At 67.8% G+C, this 16,309-nt stretch carries 17 protein-coding genes; 9 read left to right on the forward strand and 8 right to left on the reverse strand.

The window, feature by feature from the left end; all coding sequences use genetic code 11:
* Positions 1-32 precede the first annotated feature (32 nt).
* From pdhA to ACFTSA_RS20405, 4 genes are all read left to right on the forward strand, one after another.
* Positions 33-1,277 (forward strand): pyruvate dehydrogenase (acetyl-transferring) E1 component subunit alpha, encoded by a 1,245-nt coding sequence (pdhA, locus tag ACFTSA_RS20390; protein WP_377953619.1) that lies wholly within the window; start codon positions 33-35, stop codon positions 1,275-1,277.
* Positions 1,277-2,257, forward strand: a complete 981-nt coding sequence (locus ACFTSA_RS20395; RefSeq protein WP_377953620.1) for an alpha-ketoacid dehydrogenase subunit beta — start codon at positions 1,277-1,279, stop codon at positions 2,255-2,257. Before pdhA ends, ACFTSA_RS20395 begins: the two co-directional genes overlap by 1 nt.
* An 86-nt stretch (positions 2,258-2,343) precedes the next feature.
* Complete coding sequence (locus ACFTSA_RS20400; protein WP_377953621.1) at positions 2,344-3,870, forward strand: 2-oxo acid dehydrogenase subunit E2; 1,527 nt, start codon at positions 2,344-2,346, stop codon at positions 3,868-3,870.
* 89 nt (positions 3,871-3,959) lie between these two features.
* Positions 3,960-4,589, forward strand: a complete 630-nt coding sequence (locus ACFTSA_RS20405) for a phosphatase PAP2 family protein (RefSeq protein WP_377953623.1) — start codon at positions 3,960-3,962, stop codon at positions 4,587-4,589.
* Between the two features lie 36 nt (positions 4,590-4,625).
* On the opposite strand, the gene ACFTSA_RS20410 is transcribed toward ACFTSA_RS20405, so the two are convergent.
* From ACFTSA_RS20410 to ACFTSA_RS20420, 3 genes are all read right to left on the reverse strand, one after another.
* Entirely contained in the window at positions 4,626-4,967 is a 342-nt protein-coding gene (locus ACFTSA_RS20410) for a hypothetical protein (RefSeq protein WP_377953625.1), read from the reverse strand.
* Between the two features lie 147 nt (positions 4,968-5,114).
* Positions 5,115-5,546, reverse strand: a complete 432-nt coding sequence (locus ACFTSA_RS20415) for a universal stress protein (protein WP_377953626.1) — start codon at positions 5,544-5,546, stop codon at positions 5,115-5,117.
* Positions 5,547-5,602: 56 nt separating this feature from the next.
* A complete protein-coding gene (locus tag ACFTSA_RS20420) occupies positions 5,603-6,898 on the reverse strand; it encodes a PLP-dependent aminotransferase family protein (protein ID WP_377953627.1) in 1,296 nt (431 codons plus the stop codon).
* Between the two features lie 124 nt (positions 6,899-7,022).
* Here ACFTSA_RS20420 and ACFTSA_RS20425 point away from each other — a divergent pair, with 124 nt between their 5' ends.
* Positions 7,023-7,943 carry an isocitrate lyase/phosphoenolpyruvate mutase family protein gene (locus tag ACFTSA_RS20425; RefSeq protein WP_377953629.1) on the forward strand — a complete coding sequence of 307 codons (921 nt, stop codon included), beginning with the start codon at positions 7,023-7,025 and terminating at the stop codon, positions 7,941-7,943.
* Between the two features lie 68 nt (positions 7,944-8,011).
* Here the strand turns inward: ACFTSA_RS20425 and ACFTSA_RS20430 are convergent, their stop codons facing one another.
* Together ACFTSA_RS20430 and ACFTSA_RS20435 are read right to left on the reverse strand one after the other, a co-directional pair.
* On the reverse strand, positions 8,012-8,812 hold the full coding sequence (locus tag ACFTSA_RS20430; RefSeq protein WP_377953630.1) for a GerMN domain-containing protein: 801 nt from the start codon (positions 8,810-8,812) through the stop codon (positions 8,012-8,014).
* A 370-nt stretch (positions 8,813-9,182) separates the two neighbouring features.
* Complete coding sequence (locus ACFTSA_RS20435; protein ID WP_354263144.1) at positions 9,183-9,749, reverse strand: NAD(P)H-dependent oxidoreductase; 567 nt, start codon at positions 9,747-9,749, stop codon at positions 9,183-9,185.
* Positions 9,750-9,873: 124 nt separating this feature from the next.
* On the opposite strand from ACFTSA_RS20435, the gene ACFTSA_RS20440 reads away from it, so the two are divergent.
* Both ACFTSA_RS20440 and ACFTSA_RS20445 read left to right on the forward strand, forming a co-directional pair.
* The gene (locus ACFTSA_RS20440) at positions 9,874-10,551 is read left to right on the forward strand and encodes a TetR/AcrR family transcriptional regulator (protein WP_377953631.1); all 678 of its coding nucleotides are present in this window, start codon (positions 9,874-9,876) and stop codon (positions 10,549-10,551) included.
* On the forward strand, positions 10,548-11,609 hold the full coding sequence (locus ACFTSA_RS20445) for a Gfo/Idh/MocA family oxidoreductase (RefSeq protein ID WP_377953632.1): 1,062 nt from the start codon (positions 10,548-10,550) through the stop codon (positions 11,607-11,609). The genes ACFTSA_RS20440 and ACFTSA_RS20445 overlap by 4 nt, the downstream gene beginning before the upstream one ends.
* A 78-nt stretch (positions 11,610-11,687) precedes the next feature.
* Here the strand turns inward: ACFTSA_RS20445 and ald are convergent, their stop codons facing one another.
* Complete coding sequence (ald, locus tag ACFTSA_RS20450; RefSeq protein ID WP_377953633.1) at positions 11,688-12,806, reverse strand: alanine dehydrogenase; 1,119 nt, start codon at positions 12,804-12,806, stop codon at positions 11,688-11,690.
* A 234-nt stretch (positions 12,807-13,040) separates the two neighbouring features.
* Between ald and ACFTSA_RS20455 the strand changes: the two genes are divergently transcribed.
* Positions 13,041-14,258 (forward strand): helix-turn-helix domain-containing protein, encoded by a 1,218-nt coding sequence (locus ACFTSA_RS20455; protein WP_331573334.1) that lies wholly within the window; start codon positions 13,041-13,043, stop codon positions 14,256-14,258.
* Between the two features lie 7 nt (positions 14,259-14,265).
* On the opposite strand, the gene ACFTSA_RS20460 is transcribed toward ACFTSA_RS20455, so the two are convergent.
* Together ACFTSA_RS20460 and ACFTSA_RS20465 are read right to left on the reverse strand one after the other, a co-directional pair.
* Positions 14,266-14,577 (reverse strand): hypothetical protein, encoded by a 312-nt coding sequence (locus ACFTSA_RS20460; RefSeq protein WP_377953634.1) that lies wholly within the window; start codon positions 14,575-14,577, stop codon positions 14,266-14,268.
* Between the two features lie 365 nt (positions 14,578-14,942).
* On the reverse strand, positions 14,943-15,386 hold the full coding sequence (locus ACFTSA_RS20465; RefSeq protein ID WP_377953636.1) for a helix-turn-helix domain-containing protein: 444 nt from the start codon (positions 15,384-15,386) through the stop codon (positions 14,943-14,945).
* A gap of 48 nt (positions 15,387-15,434) precedes the next feature.
* Here ACFTSA_RS20465 and ACFTSA_RS20470 point away from each other — a divergent pair, with 48 nt between their 5' ends.
* Complete coding sequence (locus ACFTSA_RS20470) at positions 15,435-16,277, forward strand: alpha/beta fold hydrolase (protein WP_377953638.1); 843 nt, start codon at positions 15,435-15,437, stop codon at positions 16,275-16,277.
* The last annotated feature ends 32 nt before the right edge of the window (positions 16,278-16,309 follow it).

Genomic DNA, 16,309 nt, shown 5'->3' on the forward strand with positions numbered 1-16,309 from the left:
ACGCATCCGGATGCGGCAGGCAAGGAGACGGTATGGGCGCAACACATCTGCCCTCCACCGAGTTCGATGGAACGGAACTGGACGACCAGCTCGAGGCGCAGGCCGAGGCTGCCCTGGGTGTGCCCTCGGCTGAGATGGTCCAGCTGCTGGGCCCCGACGGAACGCTCGGAACAGACTCCGTGTTCTCCGAGTACGCAGGGCGTCTCGACGCCGAAAAGCTCCGGGGTTTCTACGCGGACATGGCGGCCATCCGCCGCTTTGACCAGGAAGCCACCGCCCTGCAGCGGCAGGGCCAGCTGGCACTGTGGGTGCCGCTGACCGGCCAGGAAGCCGCCCAGATCGGATCCGGACGGGCCAGCCAGCCGCAGGACTACATCTTCCCCACCTACCGCGAGCACGGCGTTGCCCTGACCCGCAACGTGGACCTGGCCGAACTGCTAAAGCAGTTCCGCGGCGTATCCAACGGCGGCTGGAACCCCAAAGACACCAACTTCCACCTGTACACGCTGGTCCTGGCTGCGCAGACCCCGCACGCCGTCGGGTACGCCATGGGCATCCAGCGCGACCAGAAGCTCGCCGAAGCGCAGAGGCTGGAAGGCGCCCAGGATGTGGAAGGCTCTGCAGAGCCGAAGGCCGCCGTCATGGTCTACTTCGGTGACGGTGCGAGCTCCGAGGGCGACGTCCACGAGTCCATGGTCTTTGCCTCCTCGTACAACGCCCCCGTGGTCTTCTTCTGCCAGAACAACCACTGGGCCATCTCCGTGCCCACCGCTGTGCAGACCCGCATCCCGCTCTCCAACCGCGCCAAGGGCTACGGCTTCCCGGGCATCCGGGTGGACGGTAACGACGTCATAGCTGTCCACGCCGTCACCGAATGGGCGCTCGAGCACGCACGCCAGGGCAACGGCCCCGTCCTGATCGAGGCCTTCACCTACCGCGTGGGTGCCCACACCACGGCCGACGATCCCACGAAGTACCGCGAGTCCTCGGAAGAGGCCCTGTGGCGCGAAAAGGACCCGCTGGACCGCCTGGAGAAGTACCTCCGGGCCGAGGGCATGGCCGATGACGCCTTTTTCGCCAAGGTTGCTGCCGAGGGCGACGAACTCGCCGCCTACATCCGGAAGTCCACCTACGCGTCGGACGCCCCGGACATCAGGACCGCCTTCGCCAACACCTACGTCGAGGCGCATCCGCTCGTGGCCGAGGAACTGGCGTGGTTCGAAGAGTACAGCGCGGGCTTTGCCGGCGAGGACGAGGGAGAAGGGGCAGGCCGCTGATGACCACCATGACCATTGCAAAGGCCATCAATGAAGGCCTGCGCGCCACGCTCAGCAACAACCCCAAATCCCTCCTCATGGGCGAGGACATCGGACCCCTCGGCGGCGTTTACCGCGTGACCGACGGCCTGATCGGTGAATTCGGCGCCGACCGCGTGGTGGACACCCCGCTGGCAGAATCCGGCATCATCGGAACCGCGATCGGCCTGGCGCTGCGCGGCTACCTGCCCGTTGCCGAAATCCAGTTCGACGGCTTTGTCTTCCCCGGCTTCAACCAGATCACCACCCAGTTGGCGAAGATCCACTCGCGCAGCAACGGCAACCTCACCGTGCCCGTGGTCATCCGCATTCCCTACGGCGGCGGCATCGGCTCCATCGAGCACCACTCGGAATCGCCCGAGGCACTGTTCGCGCACACCCCCGGCCTGCGCATCATCACGCCGTCCAACCCCCACGACGCCTACTGGATGATCCAGCAGGCCGTGAACTGCCAGGACCCGGTGATCGTCTTCGAGCCGAAGCGCCGCTACTGGCTCAAGGGCGACGTGGACACAGAATCGGCAGGCCCGGCTGAAGACCCGTTCAAGGCCCATGTGGTCCGGGAGGGAACCGATGCCACCGTGGTGGTCTACGGCCCGCTCGTCCCCGTGGCCCTCGCCGCCGCCAACGCCGCGGCCGAGGACGGCCGAAGCATCGAAGTGATCGACCTGCGCTCCATCTCACCGATCGATTTCGACGCCATCGAAGCCTCCGTCAAGAAAACGGGCCGGCTGGTCGTGGCGCACGAGGCACCCACCTTCGGCGGCATCGGCGGCGAAATCGCTGCCCGCATCAGCGAACGGGCCTTCCTGTCGCTGGAGGCTCCGGTCATCCGGGTCGGGGGCTTCCATATGCCGTACCCCGTGGCCAAGATCGAAGAGGACTACCTGCCGGACATCGACCGCATCCTTGAGGCACTGGACCGCGCCTTCGCGTACTGATGCCATGGCGCACCAGCGCCAGATGACTCTTTCGCCCACCGCCTCCGCAGCTCCGGAGCGCCCGAGCTTTCGAACCCGAGGATCCCATGACGCTTAACAAGTTCAACCTCCCCGACGTCGGTGAGGGCCTGACCGAGGCAGAGATCGTTTCGTGGAAGGTCAAGCCCGGCGACGAGGTGGCCATTAACGACGTCCTGTGCGAGATCGAAACGGCCAAGTCCCTCGTGGAGCTCCCGTCGCCGTACGCCGGCACCGTCGCCGAACTGCTGGTCGCGGAAGGGGCAACGGTCGACGTCGGGACCGCCATTATCAGCGTCTCTGACACGATGCACGGCGACCCCACCCCGGCCGACGCGCCCGCGCCGATGTACGGAAAGCTCCCGGCGGACGGCGGTTCCGGCGCCGGCAGTGAAAAGTCCGACGGCGGAGCTGCCGCCGGCGGCCTTGCCGCCGGTCCGCTGGTGGGTTCGGGTCCGAAGGCCGACGCCGTGAAACGGCGCCCGCGCCTGACGCGGCCCGCGATACCGGCAGATACAGTCCACGGTGCTCCGGAAGTGGAGCCTGTCCAGCCCCACTCCGTGGAGGACGTGCTTTTGGACGTTCCTGCCAGCCCAGGGCCGTTGGCCGGGCCGGTTCCGGCAAGGCGGCCTGAGTGGACTCCGGCGCTCGAGTCCGACAAGCCGACCATTGGCGGGGCCATTTCCGGGCTCATGAACAGGGTCCTGGCCAAGCCGCCGGTGCGCAAGATCGCCCGCGACCTCGGCATCGACCTGGCCGACGTCGTGGCCACCGGCGCGCGTGGCGAGGTGACGCGCGAGGATCTGGTCAGCTACCAGGCGCAGCGCGACGCGGAAGTGGACAAGGCGGACACCTTCTGGGGCACGTCCGGCAGTCCGCAGGAGCAGCGGGTCGAGCGCATCCCGGTCAAGGGCGTCCGGAAGGCCACCGCGAAGGCCATGGTGGAGTCGGCGTTCTCCGCGCCGCACGTGAGCATCTTCGTGGACGTGGATGCCAGCCGCACCATGGAATTCGTCAAGCGGCTCAAGGCTTCCCGCGACTTCGAGGGCATCAAGGTCTCCCCGCTGCTGATCCTTGCCAAGGCCGTCATCTGGGCGGCGGCACGGAACCCGAGCGTGAACGCCACCTGGGTGGACAACCCGGACGGCAGCGACGCCGCCGAGATCCACGTCAAGCACTTCATGAACCTGGGCATCGCCGCGGCCACGCCACGCGGGCTGATGGTTCCGAATATCAAGAACGCCCAGGACCTGACCCTCAAGGAACTGGCGCTGGCCCTCAACGAGCTCGCCACCACCGCTCGTGCCGGCAAGACCCAGCCGGCGCAGATGCAGGGCGGCACGCTGACCGTCACCAACATCGGCGCCCTGGGCATCGACACCGGTACCCCCATCATCAACCCCGGTGAAGTGGCCATCGTGGCATTCGGGACCATCAAGCAGAAGCCGTGGGTCCTGGACGGTGAGGTCATTCCTCGGTGGATCACCACGCTCGGCGGATCCTTCGATCACCGCGTCGTGGACGGCGACCTCTCCGCCCGCTTCATGGCCGACGTCGCCGCCATCCTGGAAGAGCCGGCCCTGCTGCTCGACTGATTGCCCAGGCGGCTGCTCGACTGGCTGGCCCCGGAGGGGTACTCTCCGGGGAAAGGGGGATGGACCGGACAGGCAGGGACGGGGTTCCCATGGGTGAGGATCGCGGGATCGCCAGGATCCGCGTGAAGAACCGCGTGGCCCGGGTCATTACGGAAGCCCTTCAGCCGCCCATCACCGTGGCGCTGCTGCTGCTCCTCAGCCCGGCCATGGAACCCGGCTTTCCGGGCACCGTCTGGTTCGGCGCAGTAGCGGTGCTGTTTGTGTGCGTGCTGCCGCTGGCCGCCGTCATCCTTCTGGTCCGGATGGGCAAGGTGACGGACCACCACGTCAGCGACCGTAAGCAGCGCGCACCGGTGCTCGCCATGACAGTGGTATCGCTGCTCGCGGGGCTGGGAGTGCTCCTGGCCATCAACGCACCGTACAGCGTCATTGTGGTGGTGCTCGCGATAGTTGGCGGTGTGGTGGTGCTCGCTGCTATCAGCCTGTTTTGGAAGATCAGCGGCCACGCCGGGTCCATCGCGCTGACGACGGTCATCTCGGTGCTGATCCTGGGTGTCCAGTGGTTGCCGCTGCTGCTGCTGATTCCTGCTGTCGGCTGGTCCCGGGTGGTGCTGCGCGCCCATACGGTGGCGCAGGTTGTTGCGGGTGCCCTGGTGGGCGGCGGAGTCACCGCCGGCCTGTGGTGGCTGCTGCGTGAGGTGCTGGTCCGGCTCGGCTGACGCCGGAGACAGACCCCAGGCAGACGCCTGGCCGGCTCAGTACGCGGAGTAGGAGTTGGCCAGCAGCTGGGCCATGGCCGGATCGCCGGACATGCCGGCCATGCTCACCGCGGCGGCCAGCATAACGCCGCAAACGGCGGCGATGCCGGTGCTCACGAGCGTGAGGAACTTCCAGTCTTCGCGGATAACGCTCTTCAGCGTGTCCGGCAACTGCAGGTCGGGGGAGATGAGGTTCGGGGCGCTGTCCACGGAGCCGTCGTCGAGGAGGGCAATCACGCGGCCGGCGGAACGGTCCACGCGCATGGCGCTGATGTGGTTGCCGTGGCGTGCAAGAAGGATGTCGTGGCCGACGAGGTGGCGACGCTGGAGAGTAAGCACAGTGTTCCCCTGAAAGGTAGATTTGGGTTTGTCCGCACCATCGGGGGCAACTCCAATTTTATCTTTCCGGGCATGCCTGGTCGCCGGAAAACGGGGTGAGACTGCCCACCAGCCCCGGTGATCCGCGTCAAGTCAGGCCCGCTGTGGCTAGTCGGCGCCGTACGTATTCGCGATGTAGACGTCGCAGGAAGCGCTGTGGGCCACGCTGTTCGCCACACTGCCCAGCACCCGCCCCAGGCCCTGCATGCGCCGGTTTCCCACAACGATCATCCTTGCCTCGAGTCGGTCTGCCTCCCTGACCAGGGCTTCGGCCGGCTTGCCCCGCGCGGAGGAATAGGTGATGTCCAGTTCACCGGCGGCCAGGCCGGCCGCCACGTCCCGGGCCACCTTTTCTGCTTCCCCGGCGTCCGAGACGATCCACCGGTCGCTGCCGCTGCCGAAGACTTCGGTCCGGTCGGTATCGAACGCGGACACGACGTGGAGCCTGGCGCCCAGCGCGGCAGCCAAATCCCGCGCCACCTCAGCCGCCTTGCGTGCAGTCCCGCTTCCGTCAACACCCACAATGATGGTTTCCGCCATGGCCCAATCTCCTTTGAATGTCGTGACTACGTTTGATGGTCAGTCCGCCGCCCAGCTTAGGGCAATGCGTCGATGGCCTCCTGCAGCACCGGCGCCAGGCGCCGCACGCCCTCGGCTATGGCCTCCGGAGGGACCGCGCTGAACGCCAGGCGGAGCTTGTTGGACGGCTCGTTCGAATGCGTGAACGCGGCACCGGGAATGAAGACGACGCCGGCATCAATCGCCTTTTGGAGCAGGGGATACGTGTCCACGCCCTTGGGCAGCGTCACCCAGACGAAGAACCCGCCCTGCGGCCTCGTCCAGCTAAGCCCCTCCGGCATGTGCTCCTCCAGCGCCGCCAGCATCGCGTGGCAGCGTTCGGCATACAGCCCGCGGTACGTCTCGATCTGGCCCTTCCAGTCGTAGTCCCGGAGATAGGCGGAGACGAGCATCTGATTCAGCGTGGGCGGGCAGAGTGTCACCGCCTCCGAGGCCAGGTAGTAGCGGCGCTGCAGGTGGGCCGGAACCAGGGCCCAGCCGATGCGCAGGCCCGGTGCAAAGATCTTCGAGAACGAGCCCATGTAGATGACGTCGTCGGGGTTGCCTGTGCGCAGCGGCGCCAGCGGCTCGCCGTCGAACCGCAGCAGGCCGTACGGGTTGTCCTCCAGCACCAGAATGTTGGCGCGGCGGCAGATGTCCACGACCTGCTGCCGCCGCTCCTGTGCCAGCGTGATGCCGGACGGGTTGTTGAAGTTGGGGATCGTGTAGAGGAACTTGATGTTTTTCCCGACGGTCTGGAGCGCCGCGATCCGGGCTTCGAGAAGCTCCGGCACCAGCCCGTCGTCGTCCAGGGGAACTGCCTCCACCTGGACCTGGTAGGCCTCGAACGTGTTCAGCGCGCCCACGTAGGTGGGCTCCTCCACCAGCACCACGTCGCCTGGGTTGCAGAACACCTTGGTGGCCACATCCTGCGCGGACTGCGAGCCTGCCGTGATCACCACGTTCTCGGGCCGGGCGTCCAGGATCCCCTCGGTGGCCATGACTTCGCAGATCTGGGTGCGCAGTTCCTCCGTGCCCTGGCCGCCGCCGTACTGGAGCGCGGTGAGGCCGTCCTCGGCGATGATCCGGGCGGCCGTCTGGGCGAGCTTGTCGAGGGGCAGCGACTGGAGATAGGGGCTGCCGCCGGCCAGCGAGACCAGGCCGGGCCTCATGGAGATGTCGAAAACGTCCCGGACCGCCGACTGCTTGATGTTCGCGGCGCGTTCGGAGAAGAGTTCGTCGTGGCGGTGGGCTGAGGTCGCGGCCCGCTCGATGGCGTCGATGGCTTCGGCGGGGAGGACGGCTGCGGCGGCGTCGAGTGTCTCGTGGGTCACAGTCCCAGAGTACAGCCATAGGTTGCTGATCAGGCAACACTTGTTGACCAAATGGTGATCCCGATTCTGAACTGATGGCTCCGGACGCCTTTACCTTCGGCAGGGCAAGGCATGGAATGGAGCCATGACGTCACTCGAGCCTACCCCCGCACTGTCCCAACTCGCGGAGTACCAGTCCGCGGAGTCCCAGTCTGCCCAGGCCGACGCCTTCCGCCAGATGCACGCTGGCGGCCCTGTTCCGCTGGTGCTGGTGAACGTGTGGGATGCCGCATCGGCCCGGTTGGTGGAGAAGGCCGGGGCGCGGGCCATTGCCACCTCGAGTTCGGCCATCTCGTGGAGCCTCGGATTTCCGGACGGCAGCCACGTTCCCCCGGGCCTGGCGTTTGACGCGCTCGGCAGGATTGCCGCGGCCACGAGTGTCCCGGTCACGGCGGATATCGAAGCCGGGTATGCGGGCGCGGACGGCACTTTCGACGACGGCCTGCTCCGGCAGGCTGTGGCGGCGGTGCTGGCGGCCGGCGCCGTGGGCGTCAATATCGAGGACTCAGGCGGCGCGTCCCTCACGGCCATGGACGAGCAGGCCCGCAGGATCAGCCTGGTCCGCAGCATCGCCGCGGAGGCGGGGGTGCACCTTTTCATCAATGCCCGGACGGACACGTACCTTTCCGGGCAGCTCGGGAACTCCGCCTTTGATGAGACGCTGGCTCGGGCCGAGGGCTATCTCGCCGCGGGGGCCGACGGGATTTTCGTGCCCGGCGTGACGGACCTCCACATCCTCCATGAGCTGAGCAGGCGGATAGAGGCGCCGTTGAACGCCCTTGCCGGCATCGGATCGCCGTCAGTGGGCGAACTGCACGACGCCGGTGTGCGGCGGGTTAGCATCGGCGGTAATGCGGCAAAGGCGGCGTACGCAACGGTTTCCCGCGTCGCCGCCGAAGTCCTGGGCGACGGCAACTGGTCGGAACTTGCCGGTTCGCCGAGCCATGCCGAGATGGACGCGCTATTCTCCCGCGAGGCGGGTTCTCCCGGGCGTGCGGGCGCCTGAGGGTCATGGCGCCCAACGCTCCTGAGGGCTGGTCTTCACGTTCCTGAGGGCCGGCCTTCACAAGCGCGCTAGCGGAGGCTGAGAACCTCGTCCAGCGGCACGCCGCTGACGTAGATTTCCGCCCGGACGGCATTCGCGGCCGTGACGGCTGTATGAGTGAGTTGGGCCTCGATCCGCGGAAGATCGCAGACGCCACCCGGCTGGACTGCGCCTGCCAGGTTCACCACCACGGTAGTGCCGTCCAGGTAGCCGGACACGTACTGCAGTGAGGAAGCTGCCAGCGCGTTGTAGAGGCCGCTCGCGGGCGGTGCGCCCGGACCTGACAGCAGCCTGCTCATCGCGGCCTGCAGCGGCTCAGTGATGCTGGAGTCGGTATTGTGCACGGCCACCAGGCTGTCGTTGCACCCGAAGCGCACGCCGGACCGGCCGCCGTCGTCGATCGCCACGTAATAAACCGCGGTGCCGGCGCTGGCAGCGCCGGACGCTCCGCCTGTACCTGCGCCCGGCAACGCGGAGCCGGCTCCCGTGGAACCCGGTGCCGTGTAACCCGGTCTAGGGGCGGCCGAAGCCCGGCCCGCCGCGGCTCCCGAAGCGGTCGCTGGCTGCTGCACGGTCCCGCCCGGCAGCTGTGCCTGGGTGTCCGGGCCGGCAACGCCGGGGCCGGGTCCGCCGGTGGCCCAGATGCCGGTGGCCGGGCCGTTGTTGCCTGCGCCTGCGGACGGAAGCGCCGGACCGGTGGCAGGAGCGGGTTCGGAAACCCCGCCTGCTGTGCCCGTGCCAGTGGCTCCCGTACCTGTGGGGCCCTGGCCGGAGGAACCCAGGCCGGATCCGGAGGAGGCGGGCGCGCCCGCCTCCTCGGGCGGGCTCACGGGAGGTGCCGGTCGGGGTTCGGGCGCCGCCGCAGGCGCGGGCCCGGCGTCGTAAGCATTTTGGACGGGAGTGCAGGATGTGAGCCACAAGGGGAGCGCCAGGCAGAACGCGGCGACCGCCGTCGTCAGCGGTCTGGCTCCCCAGCTCGACTTCATGACTGCACCGCACTCCCTGCCCCGGCACGTCCGGTACATCAACGTTACGGCGGGGCGGCGGGCCGCGGAACGGCGCCCGGGTGTCAGTTTGGCCGCAGCTCAGTCACGGATTGGTTGCAGCCTTTCCCGACCGTCCGGCGGGGCGGAGAGCCTGGAAATGGCGCACGCCCCCGGCCGCTGGAGGGCCGGGGGCGTGCGAGGGGGGAGGAGCCGCTTAGGCGGCTGCGCCAGCGGGCTCGACGGCGGCAAGGGCGCCGAAAAGTTCCTTGATCTGCTCAACGACCTCGGCGTCGTCCTTCGGGTGGGTCTCGGCGAAGCGGACCATGGAGCCGGGGACGGCGAGCTTGGCGTCCTCCAGGACGCGGGCGCCGGCGATGCCGGCAGCCTTGCGGGCCTCGTCCTGGGCCCAGACGCCGCCGAACTGGCCAAAGGCGGTGCCGACGACGGCGGTGGGCTTTCCGGCGAGGGCGCCGGCGCCGAACGGGCGGGACAGCCAGTCGATGGCGTTCTTCAGCGAGGCGGGCATGGTGCCGTTGTGCTCCGGGGTGACCAGCAGCAGGGCGTCAGCCTGGCCGGCGGCTTCGCGCAGGGCGGTGGCGGCTGCCGGGACCTGGCCTTCGACGTCGATGTCCTCGTTGTAGAACGGGATGTTGCCCAGGCTCTCGTGGATCACGATCTCGATGCCTTCGGGGGCGTTCAGCTGGATGGCTTCGGCAAGCTTGCGGTTGTGGGAGTCGGCGCGCAGGCTTCCCACTAGGGCGAGTACGGTGCTCTTGGACATGTGAACTCCTTAGGTCTTGCCGCGGAACGCTCCGTGGCGAGTGGTTCTTGGAGGCGTTTGGTGCCTTCATCCAGAGTAAACGGACTACGGTCCGGATATTATTCCCGGGTCTAGAATGCTTGGTGTGAGCCTCATCCCAATCCGCTCCGGTTCATCGTCTGGCTCCGGCTCCCCGCCGGGGTCCTCCGCCAGCGCCGGAGCGGAACGCAGCGATGCTGCCCGGAACCGGGAGCTGCTCCTGTGTGCTGCCCGGCAGCTCGTGGAGGAGTGCGGGGCCGACGGCTTGACCATGGATAAGCTGGCGGAGCGCGCGGGCGTGGGAAAGGGGACGGTGTTCCGCCGATTCGGCAGCCGCGCCGGGCTCATGATGACCCTGCTCAGCGACGCCGAGGCCGAATTCCAGGGCCGCTTCATGTTCGGGCCGCCGCCGCTTGGTCCAGGGGCGCCCCCGGGGGAACGGCTGATCGCCTTCGGTGCCGAACGCATCCGCTACGTCCTGGAATACGGCGAGCTCGCCAGGGCCGCCCAGGCGTCGCTGCACAACAGGTTCGAGGCGCCCCCGGCGGTGCTGTGGCACCGGCACATTGAGCACCTGTTGCGCTCTGCCGGGTTCGACGCGGACCCCTGGCTGATGGCCATGTCCCTCAGCGCAACCCTCGATCCCGAACGGCTGCTGCACGCCGTCCGCGTGCAGCACGTTTCGCCGGAACGGCTGGAGGAATCCTGGCGGGAGCTGGTCAGCCGGGTCGTCGGGGGTGTTCCGGGCAGTGGCGCCGGACCAGGAGGTAGCGTGGCACCATGAGCACCGATTCCTCCACTCCCTCTACTCCCATCCGCACCGCCGTGGTGGGCTTCGGCCTGTCCGGCCGGGTTTTCCATGCGCCGCTGATCGCGGCGGACCCCAGCTACTCGCTGGACGTCATCGCCACCAAGAACACCGGGCGGCAGGCTGCCGCCCTTGAGCAGTACCCGGGTGTGAAAACAGTGCCCGACGGCGACGCCGTCCTTGCGCTGGCCGCTGACCTTGACCTTGTGGTGCTGGGGACTCCGCCGGCCACCCATTATCCGCTGGCCAAAGCCGCGCTGGAGGCCGGGCTAGACGTCGTCGTCGACAAGCCGTTCGCCGTCACCAGCGGCCAGGGGCAGGAGCTGATCGCGCTCGCAGAGCGGCTGGGCCGGGTCCTGACGGTGTTCCAGAACCGCCGCTGGGACGGGGACTACCTCACCGTCAAGGCCCTGCTGGACGGCGGGGTGCTGGGGGAGGTGACACGGTTCGAGTCACGCTTTGAACGCTGGTCGCCCGAGGTTTCCAAGGCCTGGAAGGCGGAGGCCACGGCGGCCGACGGCGGCGGTGTCCTGTTCGACCTCGGCACCCACCTCCTGGACCAGGCGCTGCAGCTCTTCGGCGCGGCAACGGTGGTGCACGCCGAGCTCCGGGCCCGGCGCCCGGGCGAAAAGACAGACGACGACTGCTTCGTGGTCCTGCGGCATGAGAACGGCGTGCTCAGCCACCACTGGATGAATATGCTCTGCGCTCAGCAGGGACCGCGGTACCGGGTTCTCGGCTCCGGGGGAGGCTACACCAAGCACGGCGTGGACCCGCAGGAGCCGTACATCGTCGCCGGCGGGAGTCCGCTGGATGCGGAGTACGGCGTGGAGGCCGCCGAATGGGCCGGGCAGCTGGGCCGCGACGGGCACCTTGACAGGCTGCCGACCGAACGTGGCAACTACCCGGAGTTCTACCGCATCCTCGCCGCCAAGATCTCCGACGGCGGCACCGCTTCGGGTCTGCCAGTCCCGGTGGACCCGGCCGGCCCCGTCGAAGTGCTGAAGTTGATCGAGCAGGCGCGGGCGCTTTAAACACCAATCGACTGCTCCGTAACTGCCGTGTTGGGGGTCCAAAACGGCGGTTACGGAGCAGCCGACGGTGGAAAAACCTTACGCCGAAACCAGTTCGTGCCAGTCCGCCACGAGGGGCAGGTCGTGTGCCTCGGAGACGGAGTGGTGCGCCACGTGGCCGGCGGCGATGTTCAGGCCGGCGGCGAGTGCGGGGAACTTCTCGAAGGCGGCCTTGACGCCAAGGTTGGCCAGGGCAACGCCGTAGCGGAGCGTGACGTTGGTCAGCGCATAGGTGGAGGTGTTGGGGACCGCGCCGGGCATGTTGGCCACGCAGTAGAAGATCGTGTTGTGGACCTTGTACGTGGGTTCCTGGTGCGTGGTGGGATGGGTGTCCTCGAAGCAGCCGCCCTGGTCCACGGCGATGTCCACGAGCACCGAACCGGGCTTCATGCGGGCCACGAGTTCGTTGGTCACCAGCTTGGGGGCCTTGGCGCCGGGGATCAGGACGGAGCCGATCACGAGGTCGGCGTCCACCACGGACTTCTCGATCTCGTACTTGTTGGACGCCACGGTCTTGAGCCGGCCCTGGTACTGGGCGTCGAGTTCGCGCAGCCGGTTGATGTTGATGTCAAGGATGGTGACGTCGGCGCCGAGGCCCAGGGCCATGGCGGCGGCGTTGGTGCCCGCGACGCCTGCGCCCAGGACCACAACCTTGGCGGGGCGGACGCCGGGAACGCCGCCGAGCAGTACGCCCTTGCCGCCGGCGGGCGCCATCAGCGAGGTCGCACCGACCTGGACGGAGAGCCGGCCGGCCACCTCGGACATGGGGGCGAGCAGGGGCAGGGTGCGGCCTTCCTGCACGGTTTCGTAGGCGATGGCGGTGACGCCGGAGTTGATGAGCTCCTGGGTCAGTTCGGGCTCGGCGGCCAGGTGCAGGTAGGTGAAGAGGATCAGGCCCTTGCGGAAGCGGTGGTACTCGGCCTTGATGGGTTCCTTGACCTTCATCACCATGTCCGCGCGGGACCAGACCTCATCGGTGTCGGCGACGATCTCGGCCCCCGCGATGGCGTATTCCTCGTCGGTGATGCCGGAACCCAGGCCCGCGCCGCGCTCCACCAGGACGGTGTGGCCGTGGGTGCGGAATTCGTGAACGCCGGCGGCCGTGATGGCGACGCGGAATTCGTTGTTCTTGATCTCTTTGGGGACACCGATGATCATTTTTTGGGCTCCAGATTCGATGGCTGCAAGGCCGGAATGTGTGGGGGAAGTTGTGATTCCAGAATAGATCCGGCTGTGAGGCGCACTACAGCAATAGGCCGCCTCTGCCGGAGTGAAACCGCCTGTTTCCGCGGTTTTTCGACGCATCGACTCGACTGATGTCGACCGCCGGGGCGTCAGGTGTCGCCTGCTGTCCGTTCGCCCAAGGCGCCCGGGGGGACGTAGTCTGGCAGCATGCAGCAGGATGTGGAACAGCTCGTGGAACGGGTGGCGCTCAAGCTGGGCCGCGGCCTTTCGCTGGAAGACCTTGACGGCCTTTTGCTCGCCTACAGCTCCAACCAGTCGCACGCGGACCGGGTCCGGGTGAACTTCCTGCTGAGCAAGCGGGTGCCGCTGGACGTCAAAAACTGGCAGCTCTCGCACGGCATCGCCACCGCGGTGCGGCCCGTGGTGGTGCCCGCCAACGATGAACTGGGGATGCTCGGGCGCGTCTGCGTCCCGCTGCTGGTCCGGGGGTTCCGGGTGGGCTACCTTTGGGTGCAACTGGACGTCGAGGACCAAAGTGCGACGGCGATCCTCGCCGAACTGCCCGGCGTTCGGGACGATCTGGATGTGCTCTCCGGGCTGCTGCTGGACTCCAACACGGCAGAGTCCGAGTTCCGGCGCAGCCGCGAACGGGAGTTCCTGGCAGCCTGTGCAGGGGAAGCCAACGCGGTGGCCGCCGTGGCGGGTTGGAAGGAAGTGCAGGACCGCGGACCCTGGCAGCTGGTGACGGTCCTCGACGCTGATGGCTGGATGGCCGGTCCGGATCCGATCGCCTCGACGCTCATTCACCGCGCCGCGGCACTGCAGGCCACGATCGGCGTGGACGCTGTCCTGTTCAGCGCGGGCGCGGAGACCCATTCGGTGGTTCTCTTCCGGGAGTCCACGGGGCGTGCCAGCCAGGCCCAGGTCCTGGTGCACTACCAGCTGGAGCTCGCCAAGCGTTCCGGCAGGTCCGTGGAGCGGATCATCCTGGGGACCAGCGAGGGATTCGGCCGGATCAAAGACCTGGCCGAGGCGTACCGGCAGTCCAAGGTTGCGGCCCTGGCAGCTGCGGTTGATCCGCGGCTCGGCGAGCTCGTGGACTGCCGCGCCACAGGCGTTTACCAGCTCCTGGCATCGGCCGGCGGCGGCGCGGGGGTCTGGAGCGATGCAAGTTCGGTGAATTTCCGGGCCCTTGAGGACCATGACCGGAACGGGGAGCTGCTGCCCGTACTGGAACTTCTGTACGACAATGACGGTTCCGTCCAGGACGTTGCCGAAAAACTGCACTTGCACCGCAGCAGCATCTACAACCGGCTGGGCCGCATCCGCCAGCTGCTGGGCGTCGATCCGCTCAAGGGGATGGTGCGGCTGGAGCTGCATGCTGCCCTGAAAGCGCGGCGCTGGGCATCAAGGCCAAGAATTTAGTAAGCGGCTACGCGGCGGTGCCCTCGCCGCTGGGCAGCTGGTCGGCAGCCAGTTCGGAGGCCCGCCCGGCAGGCCGCTCGGAGGTCCGCTCTGCGGCCCGTTCCAGCGTGACACCCTCGGGAAGGTGCTGCGGGAGCCCCTGGAGCTGGGTGCGGAACTTGGCCAGGCGGCTCTGGACCCACAGGGCTACGGCTACGAAGACCACACAGCTGGAGGTAAAGACGGCGGTGTTGTTCAGGCCCATGACGGTTCCGAGGGCAGCCGCCACAGCCATTGCGACGATGCCCGCCACGATGTGCAACCCCCTGAATCTCACCACGAATAAAGAGTAACCCTGTGCGCCAGCGGGAAGCCCGGGTTCCCGTGGATCGTTGCTTGATCCTTATCACCCCGTCATTTTCGCGGGAAGACTAATACCGGAGGGTCATCAGCTTCCAGGGCAGGCGGGTGGGGTTGGCCGGCGAAACGTCACCGGCCCGCGGAGCTGAAGGGCGCGGAGGAAGATTGCCTCCAGGTTCGCGAGGGCCAGGTCCCGGTCGTCGGCCGAATCCCGGTGGCGGCGGGCCAGATCTTCAAGGTGCTCCACATTTTTTGGGGCGGCACGGCCGCGGCAAGCCGCGCGGACATTGATGCGATGGCGGCCCCCGGGCCGGTTGACGTTTTGGGCCAGTGCCGGACCCGGCGTTATTTTCGGTTTTCGCCGTCGGGGGTCCCGCCGTCGGAAGTTCCGGCAACTCCGCCGGCCGCGTCAGCAGCCGCCTGCTTCTTTTTCTGCCCTTCCAGCCAGCTCATGATGGCAGCCAGCCGGATGCGGCGATGCGTGCCACGGTACTCCACGGGGATCTCGCCCCGGTCCGTCATGTTCCGCAGGTAGGTGTGGGAGATCCCGGCCAGTTCGGCCGCCTGCGAGGTGGTCAGCATTTCCTCCACGCTGCTTACGGTCACCGCCTCGCCGCGGCTGAACCGTGCCAGAAGGTCGACGACGGCGTCCCTCGCCTGGGGCGGGAGGCGGTGGACGGTGCCGTCCACGAAGACGGTGATGTCAGTGCCGCCGTCGAGCGCACGCTGCAGCGCCAGCGCGTCGTCGGCAGGAAGGGCGGGCGCCACCCTGGGAGCAATCAGAGCCATGGCAGAAGCCTAACCGCTGCAGAACGCTGGGTTGGATATGCTCGGCGGATGAGACTTGCCGGTGGAACAGAAGTGACGGCGAACGGCCTGACGGGGCGCCTGTATTCCTCAAACGCGCCCTCGGCCACGGGGCAGCAGGCCTACGTGCTGCTCCACGGCATCGGTGTCTCCCACCGCTACCTCGCCCGATTGCACCTGGAGCTGGCCCGCCCGGAAGGACAGAACCAGCCGCCGGAAGAACAGTACCGGCAGGCGGAGGGCGCTGCGGTCTACTCCTTCGACCTGCCGGGTTTCGGCGGCACGCCGCGGCCGCGGCGTCAGGTGACCGTCGGCGAATATGCAGCCTTCGTCGCCGCGGTACTGGCGGAGCGTGGCGTGGCGTCCTGCATTGTGGTGGGCCATTCCATGGGCGCGCAGTTTGCGGTGGAGCTGGCACTTCAGGCGCCCGGGCTGGTGACCCGGACAGTGCTTATGGGTCCTGTGGTGGATCCCGCCCGCAGGAGTGCCGCCTGGCACGCGCTGGCGCTCACCCGGGATGCCCTGTTCAGCGAGCCGCCCAGCGCCAACGCCGTGGTTTTTACCGACTACTTCCGGACCGGCATGCGGTGGTATCTGACCGAACTTCCCGTGATGATGGACTACCCGCTCGACACCCGGATCCGGGGCGTGGCACAGCCGGTGCTCGTGCTCCGCGGCGGAAGGGATCCGATTGCGCGCAGGCCGTGGTGCGAACTCCTCGCCGCGCGGGTACCGGACGGTGCCTTAGCCGAGGTGCACGGACGCGGGCACGTGGTGCAGGACACCGCCACCGTAGATGTTGCCCGGATCATCCGGAGCTGGGCCGGCACCGCAGCCGAGGGCTCGGCGGCGGCTGGCGGATCCACGGCCTGAAACCGGATATGCCGGCATGAAGCCCAAAAGCA

The sequence above is a fragment of the Arthrobacter sp. NPDC057013 genome (genome assembly GCF_042674585.1).
Lineage (GTDB): Bacteria > Actinomycetota > Actinomycetes > Actinomycetales > Micrococcaceae > Arthrobacter.

Excerpts from the sequence above, each read along its gene's own strand:
- ACFTSA_RS20445 (WP_377953632.1), top strand. The coding sequence starts at position 10,548 with ATGAGCACCGATTCCTCCACTCCCTCTACTCCCATCCGCACCGCCGTG.
- ACFTSA_RS20435 (WP_354263144.1), bottom strand. The coding sequence starts at position 9,749 with ATGTCCAAGAGCACCGTACTCGCCCTAGTGGGAAGCCTGCGCGCCGAC.
- ACFTSA_RS20470 (WP_377953638.1), top strand. The coding sequence starts at position 15,435 with ATGAGACTTGCCGGTGGAACAGAAGTGACGGCGAACGGCCTGACGGGG.
- ACFTSA_RS20425 (WP_377953629.1), top strand. The coding sequence starts at position 7,023 with ATGACGTCACTCGAGCCTACCCCCGCACTGTCCCAACTCGCGGAGTAC.
- ACFTSA_RS20455 (WP_331573334.1), top strand. The coding sequence starts at position 13,041 with ATGCAGCAGGATGTGGAACAGCTCGTGGAACGGGTGGCGCTCAAGCTG.
- ald (WP_377953633.1), bottom strand. The coding sequence starts at position 12,806 with ATGATCATCGGTGTCCCCAAAGAGATCAAGAACAACGAATTCCGCGTC.
- ACFTSA_RS20465 (WP_377953636.1), bottom strand. The coding sequence starts at position 15,386 with ATGGCTCTGATTGCTCCCAGGGTGGCGCCCGCCCTTCCTGCCGACGAC.
- ACFTSA_RS20405 (WP_377953623.1), top strand. The coding sequence starts at position 3,960 with ATGGGTGAGGATCGCGGGATCGCCAGGATCCGCGTGAAGAACCGCGTG.
- ACFTSA_RS20395 (WP_377953620.1), top strand. The coding sequence starts at position 1,277 with ATGACCACCATGACCATTGCAAAGGCCATCAATGAAGGCCTGCGCGCC.
- ACFTSA_RS20400 (WP_377953621.1), top strand. The coding sequence starts at position 2,344 with ATGACGCTTAACAAGTTCAACCTCCCCGACGTCGGTGAGGGCCTGACC.
- ACFTSA_RS20415 (WP_377953626.1), bottom strand. The coding sequence starts at position 5,546 with ATGGCGGAAACCATCATTGTGGGTGTTGACGGAAGCGGGACTGCACGC.
- pdhA (WP_377953619.1), top strand. The coding sequence starts at position 33 with ATGGGCGCAACACATCTGCCCTCCACCGAGTTCGATGGAACGGAACTG.